The following is a 17,154-nucleotide window of genomic DNA, read 5'->3' on the forward strand; positions in this document are numbered from 1 at the left end:
CTTGTTCTCCTTTACGAGTGGCGGGTTGTTATACGATTGCGCGATTTGTTAATCGCAACGTTCAAAAAATGCCGGCACCAGGCCGGCGTGTCGGGTACTTGTTCAGCAGCTCATCCTTGTCCTCTTCCAGGCAGAGCAGGCAGCAGCCCGTAGCGCTCCATCCGCACCCGGATGAATTTGGGGTTCACGCCAAAGCTCGCAGCCAGCTCGCGTCGCAGGCTTTCCATGCCGACAAAGCCGAAGGTGCCTTGCTCGACCAGCCGGGGCGTGGCGGCGTGCAGTTCGTCGGAGAGGCCGCCGTCGCGTTCGATGGCGACATCGAAATCCGGCGCGCGGGCCACCGCCAGCTCGACCAAGCGGTCGCGCGGTACCAGCAGCGAGCCCATGAACTCATTCGCACGGAACTCGGCGATGCGGATTTCTTTTTCGAGGGCGGTGTTTTGCGGCAACGCCATGGCGCCCAGATGTTCAGCATCCGGCGTGGCAGTACGGTAAGCACGGCGCTGACTGGTATCAGGCTCGTCAAAGAGCCCCGGTCCTTGCTTGGTGGCGATCAACCAAGCGGGGGCGTCGAAAATGGCATGACCCAGTTCGTGAGCGAAGGTGGACAGAGCCAATTCGGGCGTGAGTTGCTCGCCCACCGGGGAAACCAGTACCGACACGGCGTCTTCGCCGCAGTCTGGGTCAAACTCGCACAGGCCCAGCACGGGTTGGCCATCTTCGTCGGTGACGGGATGATCCAGGCTGACCCACAGCTGATACGGCAGGCCGTTGATGGTCAGGTCGGAGATGGCCGCCAATTGCTCCAGCGTCAGCGCATCCGCGCCAGGCGACAAAAGCTGTGCTCTGGCCTCGCGGGCCACTGTCTCAATGGCGAGCTTGTTCAGGTAGCGTGGTTTGTGAAGGGCGCAGTGGTCATACCGCAGGGAAAGCGCTGGCATTCGTCACCGCCTTAACCCAGGGATTTGCGATACAGGCGAACGACGGTGCTGACGTCCTTCTGCATATCCGGCGGCAGCCGGCTGGCCTCGATGAAGGCTTCGTCGGGGTTGAGGCCGAGCTTCTCGGCAGCCTTGACGATCAACTCGTCCTTGGGTGCCTTCTCCAGCTCGCGCTCAATGCGCGACCAGTAGGCCGGCGAGATACCCAGGCTGCGGGCGAACTCGTTCATCGGCACATTGGCCTGCTCGCGTTTTTCTCGGATGAAGGTGCCGAAGCCCATGATCGTTAACCGTTGCGTGATTGATTAACGGTGATTGTAGAGAAGGTGAAGGTTTGACGTCAACTGTTTTGTTAACGGTCAATCAAAGTGAGGTCCATGCAACCGCCCTGACCTGACTTGCCGGCAAGCCCAAGTTAACGAGCCGCTGAGTTTTTTCAGCAGCATCGTCGCTGTGGCGGCAAGCCACCGTCCAGGTGGCCGAGGCCACAGCTGGCACCGCAAGCAGCGCCCGAAAATACTCAGCGTCCACATTCGAAAGGGAGTGCCCAAGAACGGTGACCTGCTTGACCGCGCCCAAGGCCCGAAAGAATGCCTGATGCTGCGCGATCAGCTGTTGTGACGGCTTGAAGGTGGCGGTGAAGTACCGATCCAGGATCTGGTTCGCCTCGATCATTCGGGTGTCCACATCCTCGATGTCTGGACGGTCATTCAGCGACTTCCGCATCGAAGGATTCCAGCCGTGCCCCAGAATCAGTTCCTGGTCATGATCGGAAGCAGCGCCATGGATATGAAGCGTGCGCTCCAACGCCACGCCGTATAGATCAGCCAGGGTGGGCGTGTAGTTGAACGTCAAGAACGATGCACTGGGGTCAATGCTCGTCAGGCGATGGATTTCAGGCGCATTGGCATGATCAGGGACTTCGACCTGCCGGACCCATCGGGCAAAAACCGACCTCAGCTCCATCGATAGCTGGCGGACCACGCGATCCACCTCAAACTGAAAGTCATGGTGACCGGAGTCGCGCCAGTCATCTGCAGCGTAGGATGGCATGAAGCAGCTCAAATCGTCCTTGACGGTTTCGACATCAAGGGCGGCCAGGGCATCCTCCAGATCTGACCAGTTGGCGCTGACTGGCACATAGCGATCAACGGCACGGAACACATCTGGCGCAGCCTTTCGAGCAAAGGTGCGGAAATCTGCAAACTGGGTCGGCATCCCGTGATGGAGATCGAAGCCGTTGCCTATGACGTACAGCTTGTCGTGCAATGTGCGCCCCTCCTGAAGAGTTTTTCTCTATGGTAAGTCAGGGGCGCGACATTGGTCTCAATCAGCCATGGAGACCACCTCCACTGCCTCCCGCAGCCGCTCCCGGCTCAGGTGGGCATAGCGGCAGCCACCCGAAAGTCTGGAAATTCGAGCTGCAAGGTGTGCTCATCCATCACGGCAGCTTGATCGTGTCGCCGCTCGCCACTGTCGGCAACGCCGCCTTCAGGGCATTCGCGTAGGCCATCCGCGCCGTCTGCATCGCCGCCACCTGCGCCTGCAGGCGGGCGAGTTCCTGGTCTACGAACTGGATGCTTTGCAGTTGCGCCTTGGCGTCTTCTGAGAGGCTGTCGAGGTCGTATTCGATGTTGTCGATCTTGATGGTGGGCATGGTTTTTTCCCGATGAATGTGTTGCTGGTGCCAGCGGGCAAGGTGCAAATTCACCTGCCGTGCGTCCTGGATGACCCGGTTGGGACGGTGGGGGTCCAGGTGCGAGCGCTTGGCCTGCTGCTGGCGGCACTGCTGCAGCGCGAGTGTGCGGCCGTGCTCGGGGCTACTGGGAAGCTTGTGGCCTGCATCTTTGAGGGCGCGACAAGCTTGCTTGAACACCGATAGCGGCATGGGCGCTTCGCGCAGCACCTGTTGGCTGGGCAAAAACGCTTCAGCGTGGGTCATGGCGAGCGTGTACTGTGTCGCGTCGTGCAGCTTGATGCAACCGCCTTGGGTCACGTGTATCAGCGGGCAGTGGGGCGCAAGGCTGGGCAGTACATGGTTGGGGTAGATCTCGTCGCCCCAGTAGCGGCGGGCAATCTGGCGGAAGTGCGCAAAATCCCGAATGGGGACGAACTGTGCCTCATGGAAAGGCAAGATTTCCACCTTGGGCTTGGTGGGCGTGACGGTGTCGTTGGCCACATCGATGTACAGCGTGCCGACCTGAAAAGCATTCTGAAAATACTGGCCGCGCAGGTCACCCCAGACCAGGCGGAAGTCGCCGCCTGCGCGCTGAAACGCCCGCAGCGCTCTGAGGCCTATGGCGGCTTCTGCAGGCAGGTCGGACTCCCCCACCGTGCGCAGACGTGCCTGAACCGCCTCGGCAATTTCAAGGCACTGCCCCAGCGGGTAAGGCTTGCCCAGCTTGACGGGCTGCCGGCGTTCCAGCTCAGGGTCCAGTTGCAAACGTACCGAGAGTAGGAAGACTTCCAGTTCGCGCAGCACGGGCGGCAGGTAGCGCTCGGTCAGCGCAGTCTGACGAACGGGGTCGGCGATGCATGGCTCGTTGGGCAGCAGTGGCTGAAAAAATGCCCGGCGGATTCTGCGCGATCCATCCGCGTGAAGTTCCACTGCGCTCACTGTGCCGTCCAGCTGCCATGCAGGATGCGAAAGTACGCCAGCGGCGAGTCGCCGTCGGTGAGGATCAGCGGCAGGTAGGTGAGCTTGGCGGGCGTGCTGCCGCCTTCGATCAAGCGGAACAGCGCGACCTGATCGACGAACCACGGCTCGGGGTGCTGGCCCAGCAGGCTGAGAATGGTGGCTGAGAGGCGCTGGCAGAACGTGATGGCCGCCTCGGTGGGCTGGAACACCAGGGCCGTGGCCGGGTAGCGGTCCCAAGCATCGCGCACGGTACCAAAGCGGGTATAACCAATGTCGCCATCGTCCATGGCGCTCACCAGTTGGGTCGGGTGCCGGAGCGGGTCAACATCGATGTCGGTGACCAGCATCGGGCGGTTGTACTTCTGAAGCAGTTCATGCAGAAACAAAAAGCGTTCGCTGGCGAAGAAGGCCTTGCGCTGATTAGGCGTGGCGCCTTGCAGGTTTGCCTCTCGCTGGGTGAAGTGCAGAGAGAGCCGGGGACTGACGCCGGCCATGGCCTGCAGGACGTCCATCGGCAGTGGGGTACCGGCCTCGACGATGCCATGCACATGCAGATGGATGCGAGGGCTGTCTGGCGACGCGTTCAACAACGTGGCAATGCCCTGAGCCAGGCGCAGGCCGTAGCGCTGGATGTACACCGGATCAGCCGCTACCAGCCAGACGAGCTCGGCGCCTCGGGCATCAAGCCCGGTGAAGACGTCGCCAGGGGCTTGGGCGGCGTCAGGTACCGGCAGGGCAAACAACTGTTCCAGGGCGTAGGGGTAGCGACTGCGCAGGCTGGCGAGCAAGTCCCTGGCCCGGGCGTGCTGGTAGATCATCAGCCACAGGTCGATCAAGCGGAACTTGAGAAAGGGGTTGTCGGGACAGGTACTGAGGCCTTCGAGGTAGGCCGATTCCGCTTCGCCGTAGCGATGCAGTTGGCGCAGCGCATTGCCCCGAACGATGAAAGGCACGGGATTGTGCGCATGGGCAAGGTCCGCCCCGTACAGCGTGGCGAGGTGGCTCAGGTGCTGCTCGGGCGTGAAGGCTGAGAAGCGGCTGTGGATGCCCGCGTAGCGCGCGCAGTTCCAGAGGTTTGAAAAGTCGTGCGGTTGTTGTCTGCCACTGGCCCACAAGCGCACGCCCGCTTGCACCGCCCAGACGGGCTCGACTTCGACGCAGACGGACATCAGCTGTTCCAGTAGCATCTGAGTGCTTGATGGAAGCTGCGTCGATGCATATCCCGTCAGGGGGGCGTTCAGTTCCGCCACTACCTGGCTTAGTCGGAAAAACAGCTCTTCAGGTCGATTGGGCAGGTCGCGGTAACGCTGTACTTCTGTAATCAGGGTTTCCAGGTCGTTCATTAGCAAGGGAAAGGCTCACGAAAGCAGCTATTCAAGAAAAAACCTGCCCCTCGTGAGCAAGACAGCCGATCGAATCAGTTTCGATGGCGGCGAGCTCTTGCAGCTCTGCCTGCAGAACCAGAAGCATCTTTCTCACGCTGGCAGCGAAGGTCGTACATAGTAATATTTATCAAAAGCCTCAACCACTGCATCAGGCAACAAGTGACGACAATCTATATGCCATCGACCGCTTGCTCTACCATCACCCCTATCCGTTAGTGCATACACATCAAGGAATCCCAGACCGGAAGATAATGAAAACTCCTTCAGGATTAGGTTGAACGACTTGATGAGATGGATCAGTAATCTCTGCTCATCTGCAGTCATTGAATTCATATCGATGTTGCTAGCAGGCACACCACAAATGATGACAAAAAGGTTATTAAGGTGAGCAGTCGATATTACAAACCTTACGTATGCGCGAACTGTTTCTTCAATTAATGACTCCAAAGACTTCTCATTTTTTTTCTTCCAAGCCTTAATAATTCCCTCATCAGGGCGGCAGTCAATTTCGCCTATGGTGAGGAGAACTATTGATGACATAGGCAACCGCCTCATTACTGCCTCAAATTTTTTCTTATATCGATTTGCGAACTCGTTACCAAGGTGCCATTGTTTGCAACCTGGTATCCACTCGGCTAAGCACTGCATTTTCTCTTGCCGGCAGTTAACTACAGCACCGTGAGCTGAGAGCGCATGACTTTCACCTACCACGTAAAGTATTCTATTTTCCCGGTTAAGATCATACGATGCTCCCCTTCGCTGACCGGTCGATAGCAACTTATCCAAATATTCCCTATAGATACGAGCATTTTTATGCTCGATGCCGAGTTGACCTATAATTAACTGAGACGCATTAATATTGCATCTGCACCGATCATCATCTCCATTTATATAGTCAAGTACCGCTAAATTTACCGCAGCAACCAATCCACTTTTTTCTGGCTCTGTGTTCATCGCGTTTTGATAAGCTACAGATGCTTGGTTTAGATTATCCAAATCAAGAAGCGTGTGCCCAAGATACAAGTAGGCTCTGCCCAATCTCTTATTAATCTCAAGAGCCCTCCTGTAAGCGATTACTGCATCGTGCAATCGGCCGAGCGCTCTATACGCGTTGCCAAGATTCATGCATGCTTCTGCATAGTCGTGCTTGATCTCCAATGCTCGTCTATAGCAAGCAACTGCATCATCTAGGCGCCCTAATTCTTGCAAGGCGTTACCTAAATTATTATGCGCCTCAGGAAAATTAGGGTTTATTTCTAGCGCCCGAACTCCACTTCTGAATGCCTCGTCAGGACGTGCAAGCTCCGTAAGCGTAATACACAAATTGCTATGCGCTTCGGCATATTCAGGATTGATCCTCAGTGCTTGGTGATAACACTCAACAGCAGCATCATATTGCCCGATCTCATGCTGGGCGTTACCAAGATTATTGAATGCCTGATAATAATTAGGTCTAAGACTCAAGGCGCGATGATAGCTCACGATTGCATCGTCGAAATATCCGAGTCCTTTATACACAACGCCTAGGTTGTTGTGCACTTCAGCATCGTCTGGTAAAAGATCTGCAGCGGTTTTCATAGGTGAGAGCGCATCTGCTTCTCGCCCCATCTGGCTATATGCCGCCCCAAGGGCTTTCCAACCAATACCAAACGTTGGAAAGCAGTCAATCATCATCTGGGCAATTGAAGCTGCCTGTTCATATTGCCTCTCTTTGAATAGGGCAACCAACTTTTCTATATCAATGTGACTAGGTGTTGCTTCAGGTGCTGCTTGCTCCTTTAATCGTTGGGGGAGCTGTTGGGCTATTTCCTTCTTGCTATCCATGCAACATTTCTTATATTTTTTGCCACTACCGCAAGAACATAGTGCGTTTCTACTTGCTTTCATAGTGTTAGCTTGCTCTCCCGTCGTCTCGCTTCGACACTCTCGGCATTGATTCTCAAAAAAAAACCGCCTCATTGTCTGAGGCGGTTTTAAAGCTAATACACCCTCAATTTTTTGAGGATGTACTCCGCGTTTATTTAGCCGATGGCGACCAGGTTAACCGTAACAGCGCTTGCGCCGATTGCAGTAACACCGGTAACGCCGACCAGCTCGATCACGGAGTCGCTTGCACCCTGGTTGAACACGATGGTGGCATCAGCCGTACCGTCGCTGTTGCTGTCGAAAGCGAAAGCAACCGTGTCACCAGCGGTGCTGATGTTGGTCGCAACGTAGGACAGAACATCAGCCAGGTTGGCTTCATTGACAGTCAGGGCAGTCGTGAAGCTGTCGATGTCATCAAACGTGATGATACCGCTGGCGATGGCGTGCGACTTGATGGTGCCGCTGTCGGTACCGTTGGTGCCAGCAGTGTTAGCTGCAACGTTCGCGGTGTCGAAGTCGAGAACGTCGGAGCGGTCAGTGCCATCAGCCTTCAGGAAGCCAGTGATCTTGTCACGAGCAGCAGCAGTGGAGTCACCATCAACAACCTTGAAGCTGATCAACGCAGTAGCGGTCGTGTCGTTGGTGTGCGACACAGTGATCGTGTCAGCGCCAGTACCACCGTTGACCACGATGTTGCCCGAGGTGGTTGCCAGCAGGTTACCAATCGTCAGGCTGATCTTGTCGGCACCAGCGCCGCTTCCAACCGTGATGTTAGAAGCCGCACCAGCAGCACCAACCCAAGAGCTAGCAGTCAGCGACACATCATCAGCACCGCTACCAGTGTTGATGGAGAGGTCTTCGCTGGTTGCGTTACCAAGACCAGCGGAAGTTGCCACAACCTTGGCTGCACCAGTGAAGGAGGCCAAGTCGATAGAGATCGTGGCTGCGTCAGCGACGGTACCGGTGGTCAGCGTGACACCCGAAGCCTTGAAGTTGTTATCAAAGAAACCGCCGGTCGTGAAGGTCAGAGCGGTGGTGTTTGCCAGAGTGACTTTTTCAACATTCGTGACGTACTGGAAGCGTGCGTCAGTAAACGTTGCATCAGCAGCTGCAAACGTCAGCGTGTCAGTACCTGCACCGCCGTCGATCTTCAGAGAAGCCTGGGCGTTGTTGACGTTGTTCAGGCCAGTCAAGCTAGTAGAGATGGCGTCGTCACCAGCACCAGCGTTGTACGTGACATATTCACCAGCAACACCAGCCACAGCAGCCAGCGCGGTTTCGATGGTGTCACCGTTGGCAGTGGTAGTGATAGAGGAACCCTTGATCACTTCACCTTCCACGCGCATCGCAGCAGTGCCGGACAGCGTATTGGCAACAGTCACAGCCTTGCTGGTGCTATCCAGAATCAGATTGACAGCGTAAGCGCCAGCAAGGTTGATCGCGGTCAGGTCAGTTGCAGCAGCAAAGCTAACGATGTTGGCGGCAGCGTTGGTTTCGTCGACGTTACCAGAGGAGGAGGTGACGTTCAGAGTTTCAAAACCGTTGACGGTTGCGCCAGCCAAGTCAGCGGAAGCGGTAGCCGTGGCGTTCTGCAGCGTCACAGACAGCACATCGGCGGTGCCGGTAGCAGTAGTCAGCGCCAGGGTAACCGCGGTGTGATCAACCTTGTTGGTCACAGCAGCGGCTTGCGTTGCGTTCAGGCCAGTGAAACCACCGTTGATGCCGTTGGTGATGACCGAGGTCACGCCGGTGTAGCCATCAGCAGAGATGTTGCTGGTGGTGTTGTTTTGCAGCGTTTCGAAGCTGGTGTAAACAGCGCGCTTAGCGGCACTGTCCACATCCGTCGTCGCAGCCACAGCCAGCGTATCAGTACCGTCGCCGCCAGAGATTGCGCCAGCGGTCGTGGTGTTCACGGCTGCGGTAGTGACAACGTCGTTGCCAGCACCGAAGGTGGCCGTCTTCACGCCAGTGTTCAGGGTGATGGTGTCAACACCAGCGCCGCCCTTGTAGTCTTCGGTACCGGTACCCAGCGTGGCCTTCACGCCACCAGCGGTCAGACCAGAAGCGTTGATGGTCTTGATGGTGTTGTCGAGAGCGGCGGTGAGCTCAACCGTGGTCGCAGCGCCGGAGATGGTCACAGCACCGTCAGTACCCACTTGGTCGGTAGCCTGGGACAGGAGGTCACCCTTCAAGTTGGAGGCGGCGTTGATAGTGACGGAAGTCAGGGATGCCTGGGCCAGATCAACGGTGCCGATGGTATTGGCTGCGCCGGTGGAGTTGATTGTGGCAGACGTGGCAGTACCGGTAATGGTCACGCCGGCAGTCATCTTCGTGCCGTCAGCGATATTCAGGGTTACGGCGTCAGTCGTTGTGGCATAGCCAGCCACAACAGCACCACCAACAACGGTGCCGTTACCGATCACGCCGAATGCGGCGCCAGTGCCAAGATTGGAGAAGGTAACGGAGTCGGTGGAACGATCAGCATTGAAAGAGGTTGCGCCAACGAAGTTGCTCGCGTTAACCGTCAGAACCTCAGCAGTTGCATTGCCATCAACGTTACGGACATTGACAGTTTCGATGCCGCTAACCAGCGCGCCCGGCAGGGTCACAACTGCGTCGTCGGTCGCGGTGATATTGAGAACGTCGGTACCAGCGCCGCCAGCCAGAACGTCAGAGACGTTGAAGGTGCTGGTAGCAGCACCGTCGTAGGTGCCGGTGAAGGTGTCATTGCCCGTGCCGCCGGTCAGGTTGTCCGTACCAGTAGTGAGCGTGAAAGCCGAGCCAGTAGTGAGCGTGCCCAAGCCACTTACTGTAGTTGCCACACCCGTGACAGCAGCTGCAGCAGTAGCTTGGCTGGTCACGCCTGACAAATATGTGCGACCTGCAGCAGCAGAAGCGCTGCCCACTTGCGAATAAGCCGCATTGAGGGTTGGATCTGTCAGCGCATTGCTAAACGCGTCGATGGCAATCAGCTTGGACTGCGCGGGCAGTTTGTAAGCGTCAGGCACATTGGTGGCGCCCAGGTACGAAGCGAAGATAGTCCATGCAGCAGCTTCGCGCGAAACGCTGCCGTTGGCAATCAAATTGCCCCAGGCGGTTTGCTCAAACGCGCTAGCAGCAAAGCCAAACTGGTTCAAAAAGATTTTGTTAACAAGAGTCGACACACTGTCAGTGGCGGCAAACACACCTTCGGCCACAGCCACGTTGTAAAACGCGGTTTGCAATGCAGCCGATGGTTGGTCGCCTTGGGCGGTGGTCAGGGTGGCCGTGTTTGAGCGCCACTGTGTGTCAGCAGCACGCCCCATGTAGGCCAAAAATAGTTGGTCAGCAACAGCAATTGACATATAAATCTCCAAAAAAGTAAAACAACTGAAACCAAATTTTCGACAACATTCGACGCGAATCAAACGCTGAAGACATTGAGAATGTTAGCAGAAAGTAAACTTTCTACGCACATGCTCATTGTTTACGATGTGTCTGCACCCAAGATGTGATGTGCATCACATCGATGCATGCCGAGCCCGATGCTATAGGTGGCTTGCCAGTTTGGAGGCTGCACGCTGCCAATTGCATTTGGCAAGGATGTGGGCGCCATAGGCCAGCGATTCTGCTCGCAGGGTGGGGCTGTGGTGCATGCGCAACATCGCTTGGGCTATGCTTTCATCTGAACTTGGGTCAAATTGGCAGTTGGGAGGGGTGACCTCGGTCAAAGATGACGTGCCTGAGGCTAGGGCTGGCACACCAAAATGGTAGCTCTCTAGCACCGGCAGCCCCAAACCTTCATAGAGTGAGGGGAACACCGTAGCGAAGGCGTTGCTGTAGCAAGTGGCCAGTACCGCATCGCTGACATAGCCTGTGATGATGATGTCTACGCCGGGTTGCATTCGCAAGGTGTCTGCCAAAGACACCAGGTCTTTGCGCTGCGCAGGGCGCAGGTTGCAGGCAATCACTAAGGCTGGGCGGCCTTGCGCTGGTGCCAATTCAGCCAAGACGCTGGCAAAGGCGCGCACCAGGCCTTGCACGTTTTTACGAAAGTCGTCCCCGCCTACATACAGCCAATAAGGTGCACGCAGCACAAAGCGCTCGCCTTGCTCATTGCAAATTTCAATGTTTTGTGGATCTGCTGGCCGGGTTGGCGCTGTGAGCCAGCGGGTTTCGTCAATGCCGCCGTAGATATTGGTGATGCTGCTGGGTGGTAAATTACCAATACGTATGATATCTTCGCGCGCACATTCGCTGATGGCAAACAGGTGATGCACTGCTGGCAGTAGACTGAGCTGGTAGGCGTAGCGCCGCGCCAGGTAGGGGTCTGCCAGGTATTGTTGCGGATATAACCAGGGGATGAGGTCGTAAACAATGGCGCTGAGGTGGGGACGAAAGCGAGCCAGTTCTGCCGGAAACAGCTCTTCTGCATCTTTGTGTAGCTCAAAAATGCAGCTTTGCAAGAAATGGCTGACATGCGGCAGGGCGCTGATTTCGGCTGCTCCGTACACTATGCGGCCATGCGCCTTGAGAGCGGCTATGGCATCGGGCATGGGCTGAGTTGGGTCCACCAGATAGGCCATGTCGGCATCGACCAAATGCGTTGGCAGTGCCTGTGCCAGCGCTGTGGTGTAGCGGGGTATGCCGCGCTCGCGCATGCTGATTTGGGTGATGCGCATGTCCATCAAGACCAACCGGCGCATTGGGCTGGTGACAGGGCCGATGGTGCCTGCTGCAAGCTGTGGTTGACCCACACGCATGAGGTGCAGCGCCCCCTCAAGCTTAAGGAGTCTAAGCTCTAGCCCCGGATTGGGTTCGGTGACAGGAACCCGGCCTGCATCAGCGCGGCGAGAGCGCCAGTTGTGCCAAGGTGCTAATACACGATGTACCACAAAGTGTTTGGCGCGTGGAAAAGGGTGAAACAACATGCTGGCCAGGCGTAGTCCCCAAGGTTTGCTGCTCATGCTGAGCCTCAACGCGGTTTGTGTGCAAGCAAGCCGTAGTCTAGGGGGCCATCTATGCTGGGCAACACGTCAACGTCTACGGTGGCATGGTCGGGGCCGTCGGTGCGTAAATAAAAGCGGGCTGTGCGCACGGGGTCAAAACCCGCTTGCGCAACGTAAAAACGCAGCATGGCCGGTGGCAGTGGGCGAATGTGGGTGGGGTCGTACCAAAAGGTGCAGCCTCCCACCACCAGGTTTTCGGGGTTGGGGGTTTCGAGGATAAGCAAACCACCGGGCATGAGGGCGCGAAAGGCAGCCTCTATCAACACCATGATTTGATCAAAGGGCAGGTGCTCTACCAAATGGAAGGCGCTGACGACGGAGAGCGAACCTGAGTCCAGGTTGTTGAGGTGTGCCACTGCGTCTGCCAAGACCACTTCTAGGCCCTGAGCTCGTGCGGCATCGGCCATGTTGGGGTTGAGGTCTACGCCTAGCACTGTGAAGTTGTTGCGTTTGAGCTCTAGCATCCATTCGCCGCGGCCGCAGCCGATGTCTAGCATGGGTTTTTGGCTGCCCAAGGCCATGATTTCACGCACGTGGGGGATGTACCAGCGCACGCGCTCCTCTACTTTCCAACGTCCTCTGAAAGCATCTTCAAACTTTAGATAAATGTCGGGCGCAGTTAGGCGAGATGCCAGCGGTGCCAGCATGGTGTTGCCCTGTGCCGCAAGCAGGGCTTGGGTAGTGCGCTCTAGGGTGCGGCTGTTGGTGGCAAGCGTGGTTTTCCATTCGTTGCGCTGGCTGGTGATGGCGTGGCTGATTTCACCGCGAAAAGATTCAAACTGTCGATCAAATTGATCAGTCAAATTGGTGATGGCTTGCGAGGTGTTTTGTGCTGCTTGTGCTGTGTCCTGATGGGCACAGGTGGAAGCGTGTTGGACGGCTAGACCAAGCTCTGTGAGGCGCTGATTGAGTTCGGTTTCAATGCGTCCAATGGTGGCTAGCCGGTGCACCCACCGAAAAATTTTGCCCAAAAGCGGAAGCTGGTAAATGCCTTGATAGTTTTTCATGTTTGGGATCCAGCCTATGCCTGCGCTTTGCGTACAACAAAGCCAAAAGATGTGGTGACTTGGCCGCCCAAACTGAGCCGGAGATGGCGCCGATCGGTGTAGGGTGCAACATCAACATAGCGATCAAGGTCATCATCACCTAGGGTGAAGTTAAGCGTGACTTCGTGACCCGCGGCAGCGAGCTCACTGGCCAGTTTTTCAAAGTCTTGGCGGCGAAAGATCACAATGGGGCCGTTGTCAAGAGTTTCGTCGTTTGAGAAGCAGTTCAGCTCTGTGGTGTGCACCAAAAGTCCACCAGGCTTGATGCAGTTGAGTGAGTTTTTGACAAAAGCCAAGCCTTTTTCAATGCTGCCAAGATGCTCAAAGGCGCAAAGCGACCATGCAAAATCGTAGCCGCTGAGGTCTGGCGAGATGTTGTTCATGTCTTGCACCCGAAAATCAACCAGATTGCTAAAGGTGTCTGGCGGGCAAATCCAGCGCTCATTCAGATCAGCCAAACTGCCAGCGTGTTGGCCGGTAAGTACCCATTCCTGTTGTGCAGAGTCCATATCAAGATCTGTGGCCGTGACCTGTACCCCGCGCGCGGCCAGCACAGCCACTGATGTTTCACGACCCACACCAAAGCCCACGCCTTTGCGTCCGGGTGCCATCATTCCGGAGTGAGATAAGACTTGTAGTAAGTAACAGTATTCCCAGAGCTTGCGGTGGTAGCGAAAGGGCTCACGCACTTCACGGCACCAAAATTGAAATTCGGGGGTGTCAAACTGTGCTTGGCTACAGGCTTGGGATACGGGATTGGAAAAAGTGGGGGGGGTGGTGATGTGTGTGACGGGCATGGCGGGTGGCGTGTTGGGTGATGCACCCTGGCATTGAGTAGCTCTGATGTTGCCAGGATAAAGAATTATACTTATCACATCTACTCTATCGAGGATGTATGAAGCTCAGGTTTGTCAATTGTTGTGCACGCCAATGGCTGTGCATATTGGTGAGTTTTGTCATGCTGGGGGGGGCGCATCAGGCGTTTGCGCAAGGCGTCGCTGTGGTGCTGTATACGCAGGGCGATACGTTTATTGACCGGGCAGGGGTGTTGGAGTCTCTGTCTGTCGGCGCCACGGTGCCTGAGGGCGCCCTGCTGAAAACCGGTCCTGAGGGGCATTTGTATTTGCGCTTGGCAGATGACGGTTTTCTGGTTCTGCGTCCCAAAACTGTGGTTAGGATTCCGTTGTATCTTCCCGTGCCAGAGCATCCTTCACAAAGTGCTTTTCAGCTTGAGCTGGTGCAAGGTGTTGCGCGAGCGATTACTGGCAAAGTGGCTGAGCAGGCAAAAGAACGGTTTCGATTTAATACGCCTTTGGCTGCCATAGGTGTCAAGGGAACCGATTTTGTAGTTTCAGTCACATCTGGTGCTACCTTCATCATGGTGAACGCCGGTGCGGTGGTGGCCAGTCAATTTACCGCAGATTGCACCCGGGCAGGTCTGGGGCCTTGCAGTTCAGACACGGCAACAACGTTGTCAGCCTCAAAAGATTTGTTGTTGTCCATCACGGCCAGTCATTTGGGAGCGAAAACGCTTGACATCAGGGCTAATCCTGCTTATAAGCACATGATGCCAGATATTATCGCACCACCGGCCAGTCATGAGGATAGTTTGCCAGGCAAGCGCACTGATCGCAGTAGTTTGACTGATTCGATTTTGAGTCGCGATGAAAGCCTGATTTCAACTGCCAACTTGTTGCCAGCACCGGTTGTGCCCCCGGTGGCTGTGGCTTCTGTTGTGCCCAAGATGAGTGAGCAACAAATTTTTTGGGGGCGTTGGGCGCCGGTTGCCAACTTGGGGCCAGGGACTGATTTGGCAGAGTTTGTAAAAGGACTTGAACCGTTGGGTATTTCATGGCCATCGTATGTTGTGGCACGCCAGAATGATGCGCTGGTTATGCCTGGCGCAGGGGTGGTGCATTTCGGCTTGAGTGCGTTTGAAGCGGGTTTTTATCTTGATAACAATGCAGGCGCGGCTGTGGCTGCACAAATAACCAACCCCACTTTGTCCGTAGACTTTGGCAAAAAAACTTTTGTGACGCAGTTTAGTTTGGATGGTGGTGGCTACACAGGTAACTTTGTTGCCATGGGCAACTTGGTGCGAAACGGTGTTTTCGAGGCAAATGCAGGTCGCTCTAATATGACACTGGCGGGCGGTCTGGCGGGCAGTCCGGCAGACCAAGCTGCGTATATTTTCTCAGGCCGCGTGGGTCCACAGGTGATTGGTGCAGGTGGCACTTTCTGGCGCAAGAGAAACTAATTAATTTGATCGCTGGTACGGTTGATGGTTAGTTGGGGTTTAAGCAGCGCCATTCCAATGCAGGGGGGGTAATCCCGGTTGATAAGCTCAAACACCAAGGCTCCGTCTTTCCAGTCATAGGTGTGGCTGACTCCGTCGCTTGTGTCGGTCAGGCCAAAGCTGACCGAGTAGCTGCCGGCGCCCAAGTCTAGTGTCTGCTCAAATTCAATCGTGATCAATTCATTGGCTTGCAGGTTGGTCAGCGTTTGACCCATCAGGTGACTGTTGGTCCCAAAAACAGGGTTACCTACTTTATCGCGAAACATGATGCCGACCACCAAGGATGGGGTGTTCTGATACACCCGACACGCCAGGCGCAGCATGCTGCTTTCACCGCAATTGAGCAATGAGCGGGCAGCCCCATCACGCCCCAGCAATTCAATGGCTTCAACTTTTATTTCGCCACCGCCGGATTGGGTGGTTGTTCCGGTCTGCCCCCCAGTTTGCTGAATAATGCCGGCTTTGCGCTCTCTGTCTAACACGAGTGCATGATAAAAATCAAGTATGTCTGATGGGTTGCCGTCTTTGAGTTTGGTACCATTTTCAATTAGTACTACCCGATCGCACAGGGCTCGTATGGCACCAAAATCATGTGATACAAATAGAAGCGTCGTACCCAGTCGGCGAAACTCGCGGATGCGCGCAAAGCTTTTGTGCTGGAAGTAGGCATCACCAACAGAGAGCACTTCGTCAACGATAAGTATGTCTGGGCGTATGGCTGTTGCGATGCTAAAGGCCAACCGCGCTAGCATGCCGCTGGAATAGGTGCGCAAAGGTTCGTCTAGGCGGTCTGATAGTTCGGAAAAAGTTGCAATATCGTTCAGTGATGCGGTAATTTCAGCACCCGATAGCCCCATGAGTCGTCCCGCCATGCGTATGTTTTGGTGACCTGTGAGCTCGGGATGAAACCCAATGCCAAGCTCCAGAATCGCAGCAAGGCGGCCTTCCAGATGTACGCTTCCAGCTGAGGGGGTGGTAGTGCCTGCAATTAGCTTGAGCAGAGTGCTTTTGCCAGCACCGTTGTAGCCGAGTAACGCCACAGCCTCGCCCGTTGCGATAGTTAGATCGATGTTTTTCAGCACCCAATGCGGGGTGTGACGCATCAGACATCCAAAGGAAAAAATTTCAGCAGCCTTGCTGCCATTGCTGGCATAGCGTTTGTAGTATTTACCAACGCCATGCAATTGAATACTGCCGTTTGTCATAATTCGTCTGCAAATTCTGAAGCTCTGCTTCGAAACATGGCATAACCGATCCAAAGTGTTACTACTGCAAATAACGCTCCCCGCAGTAGACCCATCGTATCGAGGTTGCCAGAGCCAAGAAACAAGCTGTGCATGGCATTCACCATGGGCTCAAGTGGGTTTAAAGGCAGCCATGAACGCAGGGCTGGTGGTAGAGCTTCAACCGGCCAGACAATTGGTGTCAACCAAAACCAAAACTGCAGCAAAATGCCCTGCACCTGATGCACGTCGCGAAAGAATACATTCAGGGTTCCGAGCGCCAGCCCCAACCCCACCGCTGGCAAGATCATCAGTAAGCTCAATGGAATGCAGAGAAAAAAAGCAGACCAGCTCAGACGCCCGACAAGTAGCATGAAGAGCAGGAAAATGCCCAGCAATATTGCAAAATTAATCAACGAGGAAAATAGCACAATGACCGGCAAACAAACCCGGGGAAATGCTGACTTTTTGATCAGATTGCCATGCTCAATGAACATATTGGTGGAGCGCGCCACAATTTCAGCAAAACACGTCCACGGAATAAGACCAGCGCAAAGGTAGATGCTATAGCCCAGCACGTCTTCAGCTTGCCCCGGCATGCGCGCGCGCATGACGTGTGCGAACACAAGCGTGTACACAAGAATTTGCACAAAAGGGTTGATGACAGCCCAAAGCATTCCAAACGCAGACCCGGCATATCGGGCTCTGAATTCTTGCAACAGGCTGTGCACAATAAACCCGCGGTATTGCCATAACTTTAAAATCATAAGC

13 protein-coding genes are annotated in these 17,154 nt (G+C 55.4%); 1 reads left to right on the forward strand and 12 read right to left on the reverse strand.

The genetic code is table 11. The features are described from left to right. Positions 1 to 110 precede the first annotated feature (110 nt). From PHT20_RS01880 to PHT20_RS01925, 10 genes are all read right to left on the reverse strand, one after another. Positions 111 to 941, reverse strand: a complete 831-nt coding sequence (locus PHT20_RS01880; RefSeq protein ID WP_301019189.1) for a hypothetical protein — start codon at positions 939 to 941, stop codon at positions 111 to 113. 11 nt (positions 942 to 952) lie between these two features. Then, entirely contained in the window at positions 953 to 1,222 is a 270-nt protein-coding gene (locus PHT20_RS01885; RefSeq protein ID WP_301019190.1) for a helix-turn-helix transcriptional regulator, read from the reverse strand. A gap of 82 nt (positions 1,223 to 1,304) precedes the next feature. After that, positions 1,305 to 2,210: a bacteriophage abortive infection AbiH family protein gene (locus tag PHT20_RS01890; protein WP_301019191.1), complete on the reverse strand. Its 906-nt coding sequence runs from the start codon at positions 2,208 to 2,210 to the stop codon at positions 1,305 to 1,307. A gap of 172 nt (positions 2,211 to 2,382) precedes the next feature. Beyond that, positions 2,383 to 3,384: a DUF6447 family protein gene (locus PHT20_RS01895; protein WP_301019192.1), complete on the reverse strand. Its 1,002-nt coding sequence runs from the start codon at positions 3,382 to 3,384 to the stop codon at positions 2,383 to 2,385. 170 nt (positions 3,385 to 3,554) lie between these two features. Continuing rightward, on the reverse strand, positions 3,555 to 4,922 hold the full coding sequence (locus PHT20_RS01900; protein ID WP_301019193.1) for a hypothetical protein: 1,368 nt from the start codon (positions 4,920 to 4,922) through the stop codon (positions 3,555 to 3,557). A gap of 132 nt (positions 4,923 to 5,054) precedes the next feature. After that, the gene (locus tag PHT20_RS01905; protein WP_366520868.1) at positions 5,055 to 6,923 is read right to left on the reverse strand and encodes a tetratricopeptide repeat protein; all 1,869 of its coding nucleotides are present in this window, start codon (positions 6,921 to 6,923) and stop codon (positions 5,055 to 5,057) included. A gap of 62 nt (positions 6,924 to 6,985) precedes the next feature. Further along, positions 6,986 to 10,237 (reverse strand): hypothetical protein, encoded by a 3,252-nt coding sequence (locus PHT20_RS01910; protein WP_301019195.1) that lies wholly within the window; start codon positions 10,235 to 10,237, stop codon positions 6,986 to 6,988. Between the two features lie 120 nt (positions 10,238 to 10,357). Next, on the reverse strand, positions 10,358 to 11,776 hold the full coding sequence (locus PHT20_RS01915) for a glycosyltransferase family 1 protein (protein ID WP_301019196.1): 1,419 nt from the start codon (positions 11,774 to 11,776) through the stop codon (positions 10,358 to 10,360). An 8-nt stretch (positions 11,777 to 11,784) separates the two neighbouring features. Beyond that, positions 11,785 to 12,825, reverse strand: coding sequence for a class I SAM-dependent methyltransferase (locus PHT20_RS01920; protein ID WP_301019197.1), 1,041 nt, complete (start codon positions 12,823 to 12,825; stop codon positions 11,785 to 11,787). 14 nt (positions 12,826 to 12,839) lie between these two features. After that, positions 12,840 to 13,661 carry a methyltransferase domain-containing protein gene (locus tag PHT20_RS01925; protein WP_301019198.1) on the reverse strand — a complete coding sequence of 274 codons (822 nt, stop codon included), beginning with the start codon at positions 13,659 to 13,661 and terminating at the stop codon, positions 12,840 to 12,842. Positions 13,662 to 13,810: 149 nt separating this feature from the next. Between PHT20_RS01925 and PHT20_RS01930 the strand changes: the two genes are divergently transcribed. Continuing rightward, positions 13,811 to 15,121, forward strand: coding sequence for a FecR family protein (locus PHT20_RS01930; RefSeq protein ID WP_301019199.1), 1,311 nt, complete (start codon positions 13,811 to 13,813; stop codon positions 15,119 to 15,121). Here the strand turns inward: PHT20_RS01930 and PHT20_RS01935 are convergent. Together PHT20_RS01935 and PHT20_RS01940 are read right to left on the reverse strand one after the other, a co-directional pair. Then, positions 15,118 to 16,365, reverse strand: coding sequence for an ABC transporter ATP-binding protein (locus tag PHT20_RS01935; RefSeq protein WP_301019200.1), 1,248 nt, complete (start codon positions 16,363 to 16,365; stop codon positions 15,118 to 15,120). The two genes, PHT20_RS01930 and PHT20_RS01935, sit on opposite strands and share 4 nt — an antisense overlap. Beyond that, the gene (locus PHT20_RS01940; RefSeq protein WP_301019201.1) at positions 16,362 to 17,150 is read right to left on the reverse strand and encodes an ABC transporter permease; all 789 of its coding nucleotides are present in this window, start codon (positions 17,148 to 17,150) and stop codon (positions 16,362 to 16,364) included. The genes PHT20_RS01935 and PHT20_RS01940 overlap by 4 nt, the downstream gene beginning before the upstream one ends. Positions 17,151 to 17,154: the final 4 nt, after the last annotated feature.

Source organism: Rhodoferax sp., from assembly GCF_028715765.1.
GTDB lineage: Bacteria > Pseudomonadota > Gammaproteobacteria > Burkholderiales > Burkholderiaceae_C > Rhodoferax.

What these genes read in the sequence shown, in the direction of transcription:
- PHT20_RS01880 (WP_301019189.1), bottom strand. Translation starts at nt 941, where the DNA reads ATGCCAGCGCTTTCCCTGCGGTATGACCACTGCGCCCTTCACAAACCA.
- PHT20_RS01885 (WP_301019190.1), bottom strand. Translation starts at nt 1,222, where the DNA reads ATGGGCTTCGGCACCTTCATCCGAGAAAAACGCGAGCAGGCCAATGTG.
- PHT20_RS01900 (WP_301019193.1), bottom strand. Translation starts at nt 4,922, where the DNA reads ATGAACGACCTGGAAACCCTGATTACAGAAGTACAGCGTTACCGCGAC.
- PHT20_RS01905 (WP_366520868.1), bottom strand. Translation starts at nt 6,923, where the DNA reads ATGAGGCGGTTTTTTTTTGAGAATCAATGCCGAGAGTGTCGAAGCGAG.
- PHT20_RS01915 (WP_301019196.1), bottom strand. Translation starts at nt 11,776, where the DNA reads ATGAGCAGCAAACCTTGGGGACTACGCCTGGCCAGCATGTTGTTTCAC.
- PHT20_RS01920 (WP_301019197.1), bottom strand. Translation starts at nt 12,825, where the DNA reads ATGAAAAACTATCAAGGCATTTACCAGCTTCCGCTTTTGGGCAAAATT.
- PHT20_RS01925 (WP_301019198.1), bottom strand. Translation starts at nt 13,661, where the DNA reads ATGCCCGTCACACACATCACCACCCCCCCCACTTTTTCCAATCCCGTA.
- PHT20_RS01935 (WP_301019200.1), bottom strand. Translation starts at nt 16,365, where the DNA reads ATGACAAACGGCAGTATTCAATTGCATGGCGTTGGTAAATACTACAAA.
- PHT20_RS01940 (WP_301019201.1), bottom strand. Translation starts at nt 17,150, where the DNA reads ATGATTTTAAAGTTATGGCAATACCGCGGGTTTATTGTGCACAGCCTG.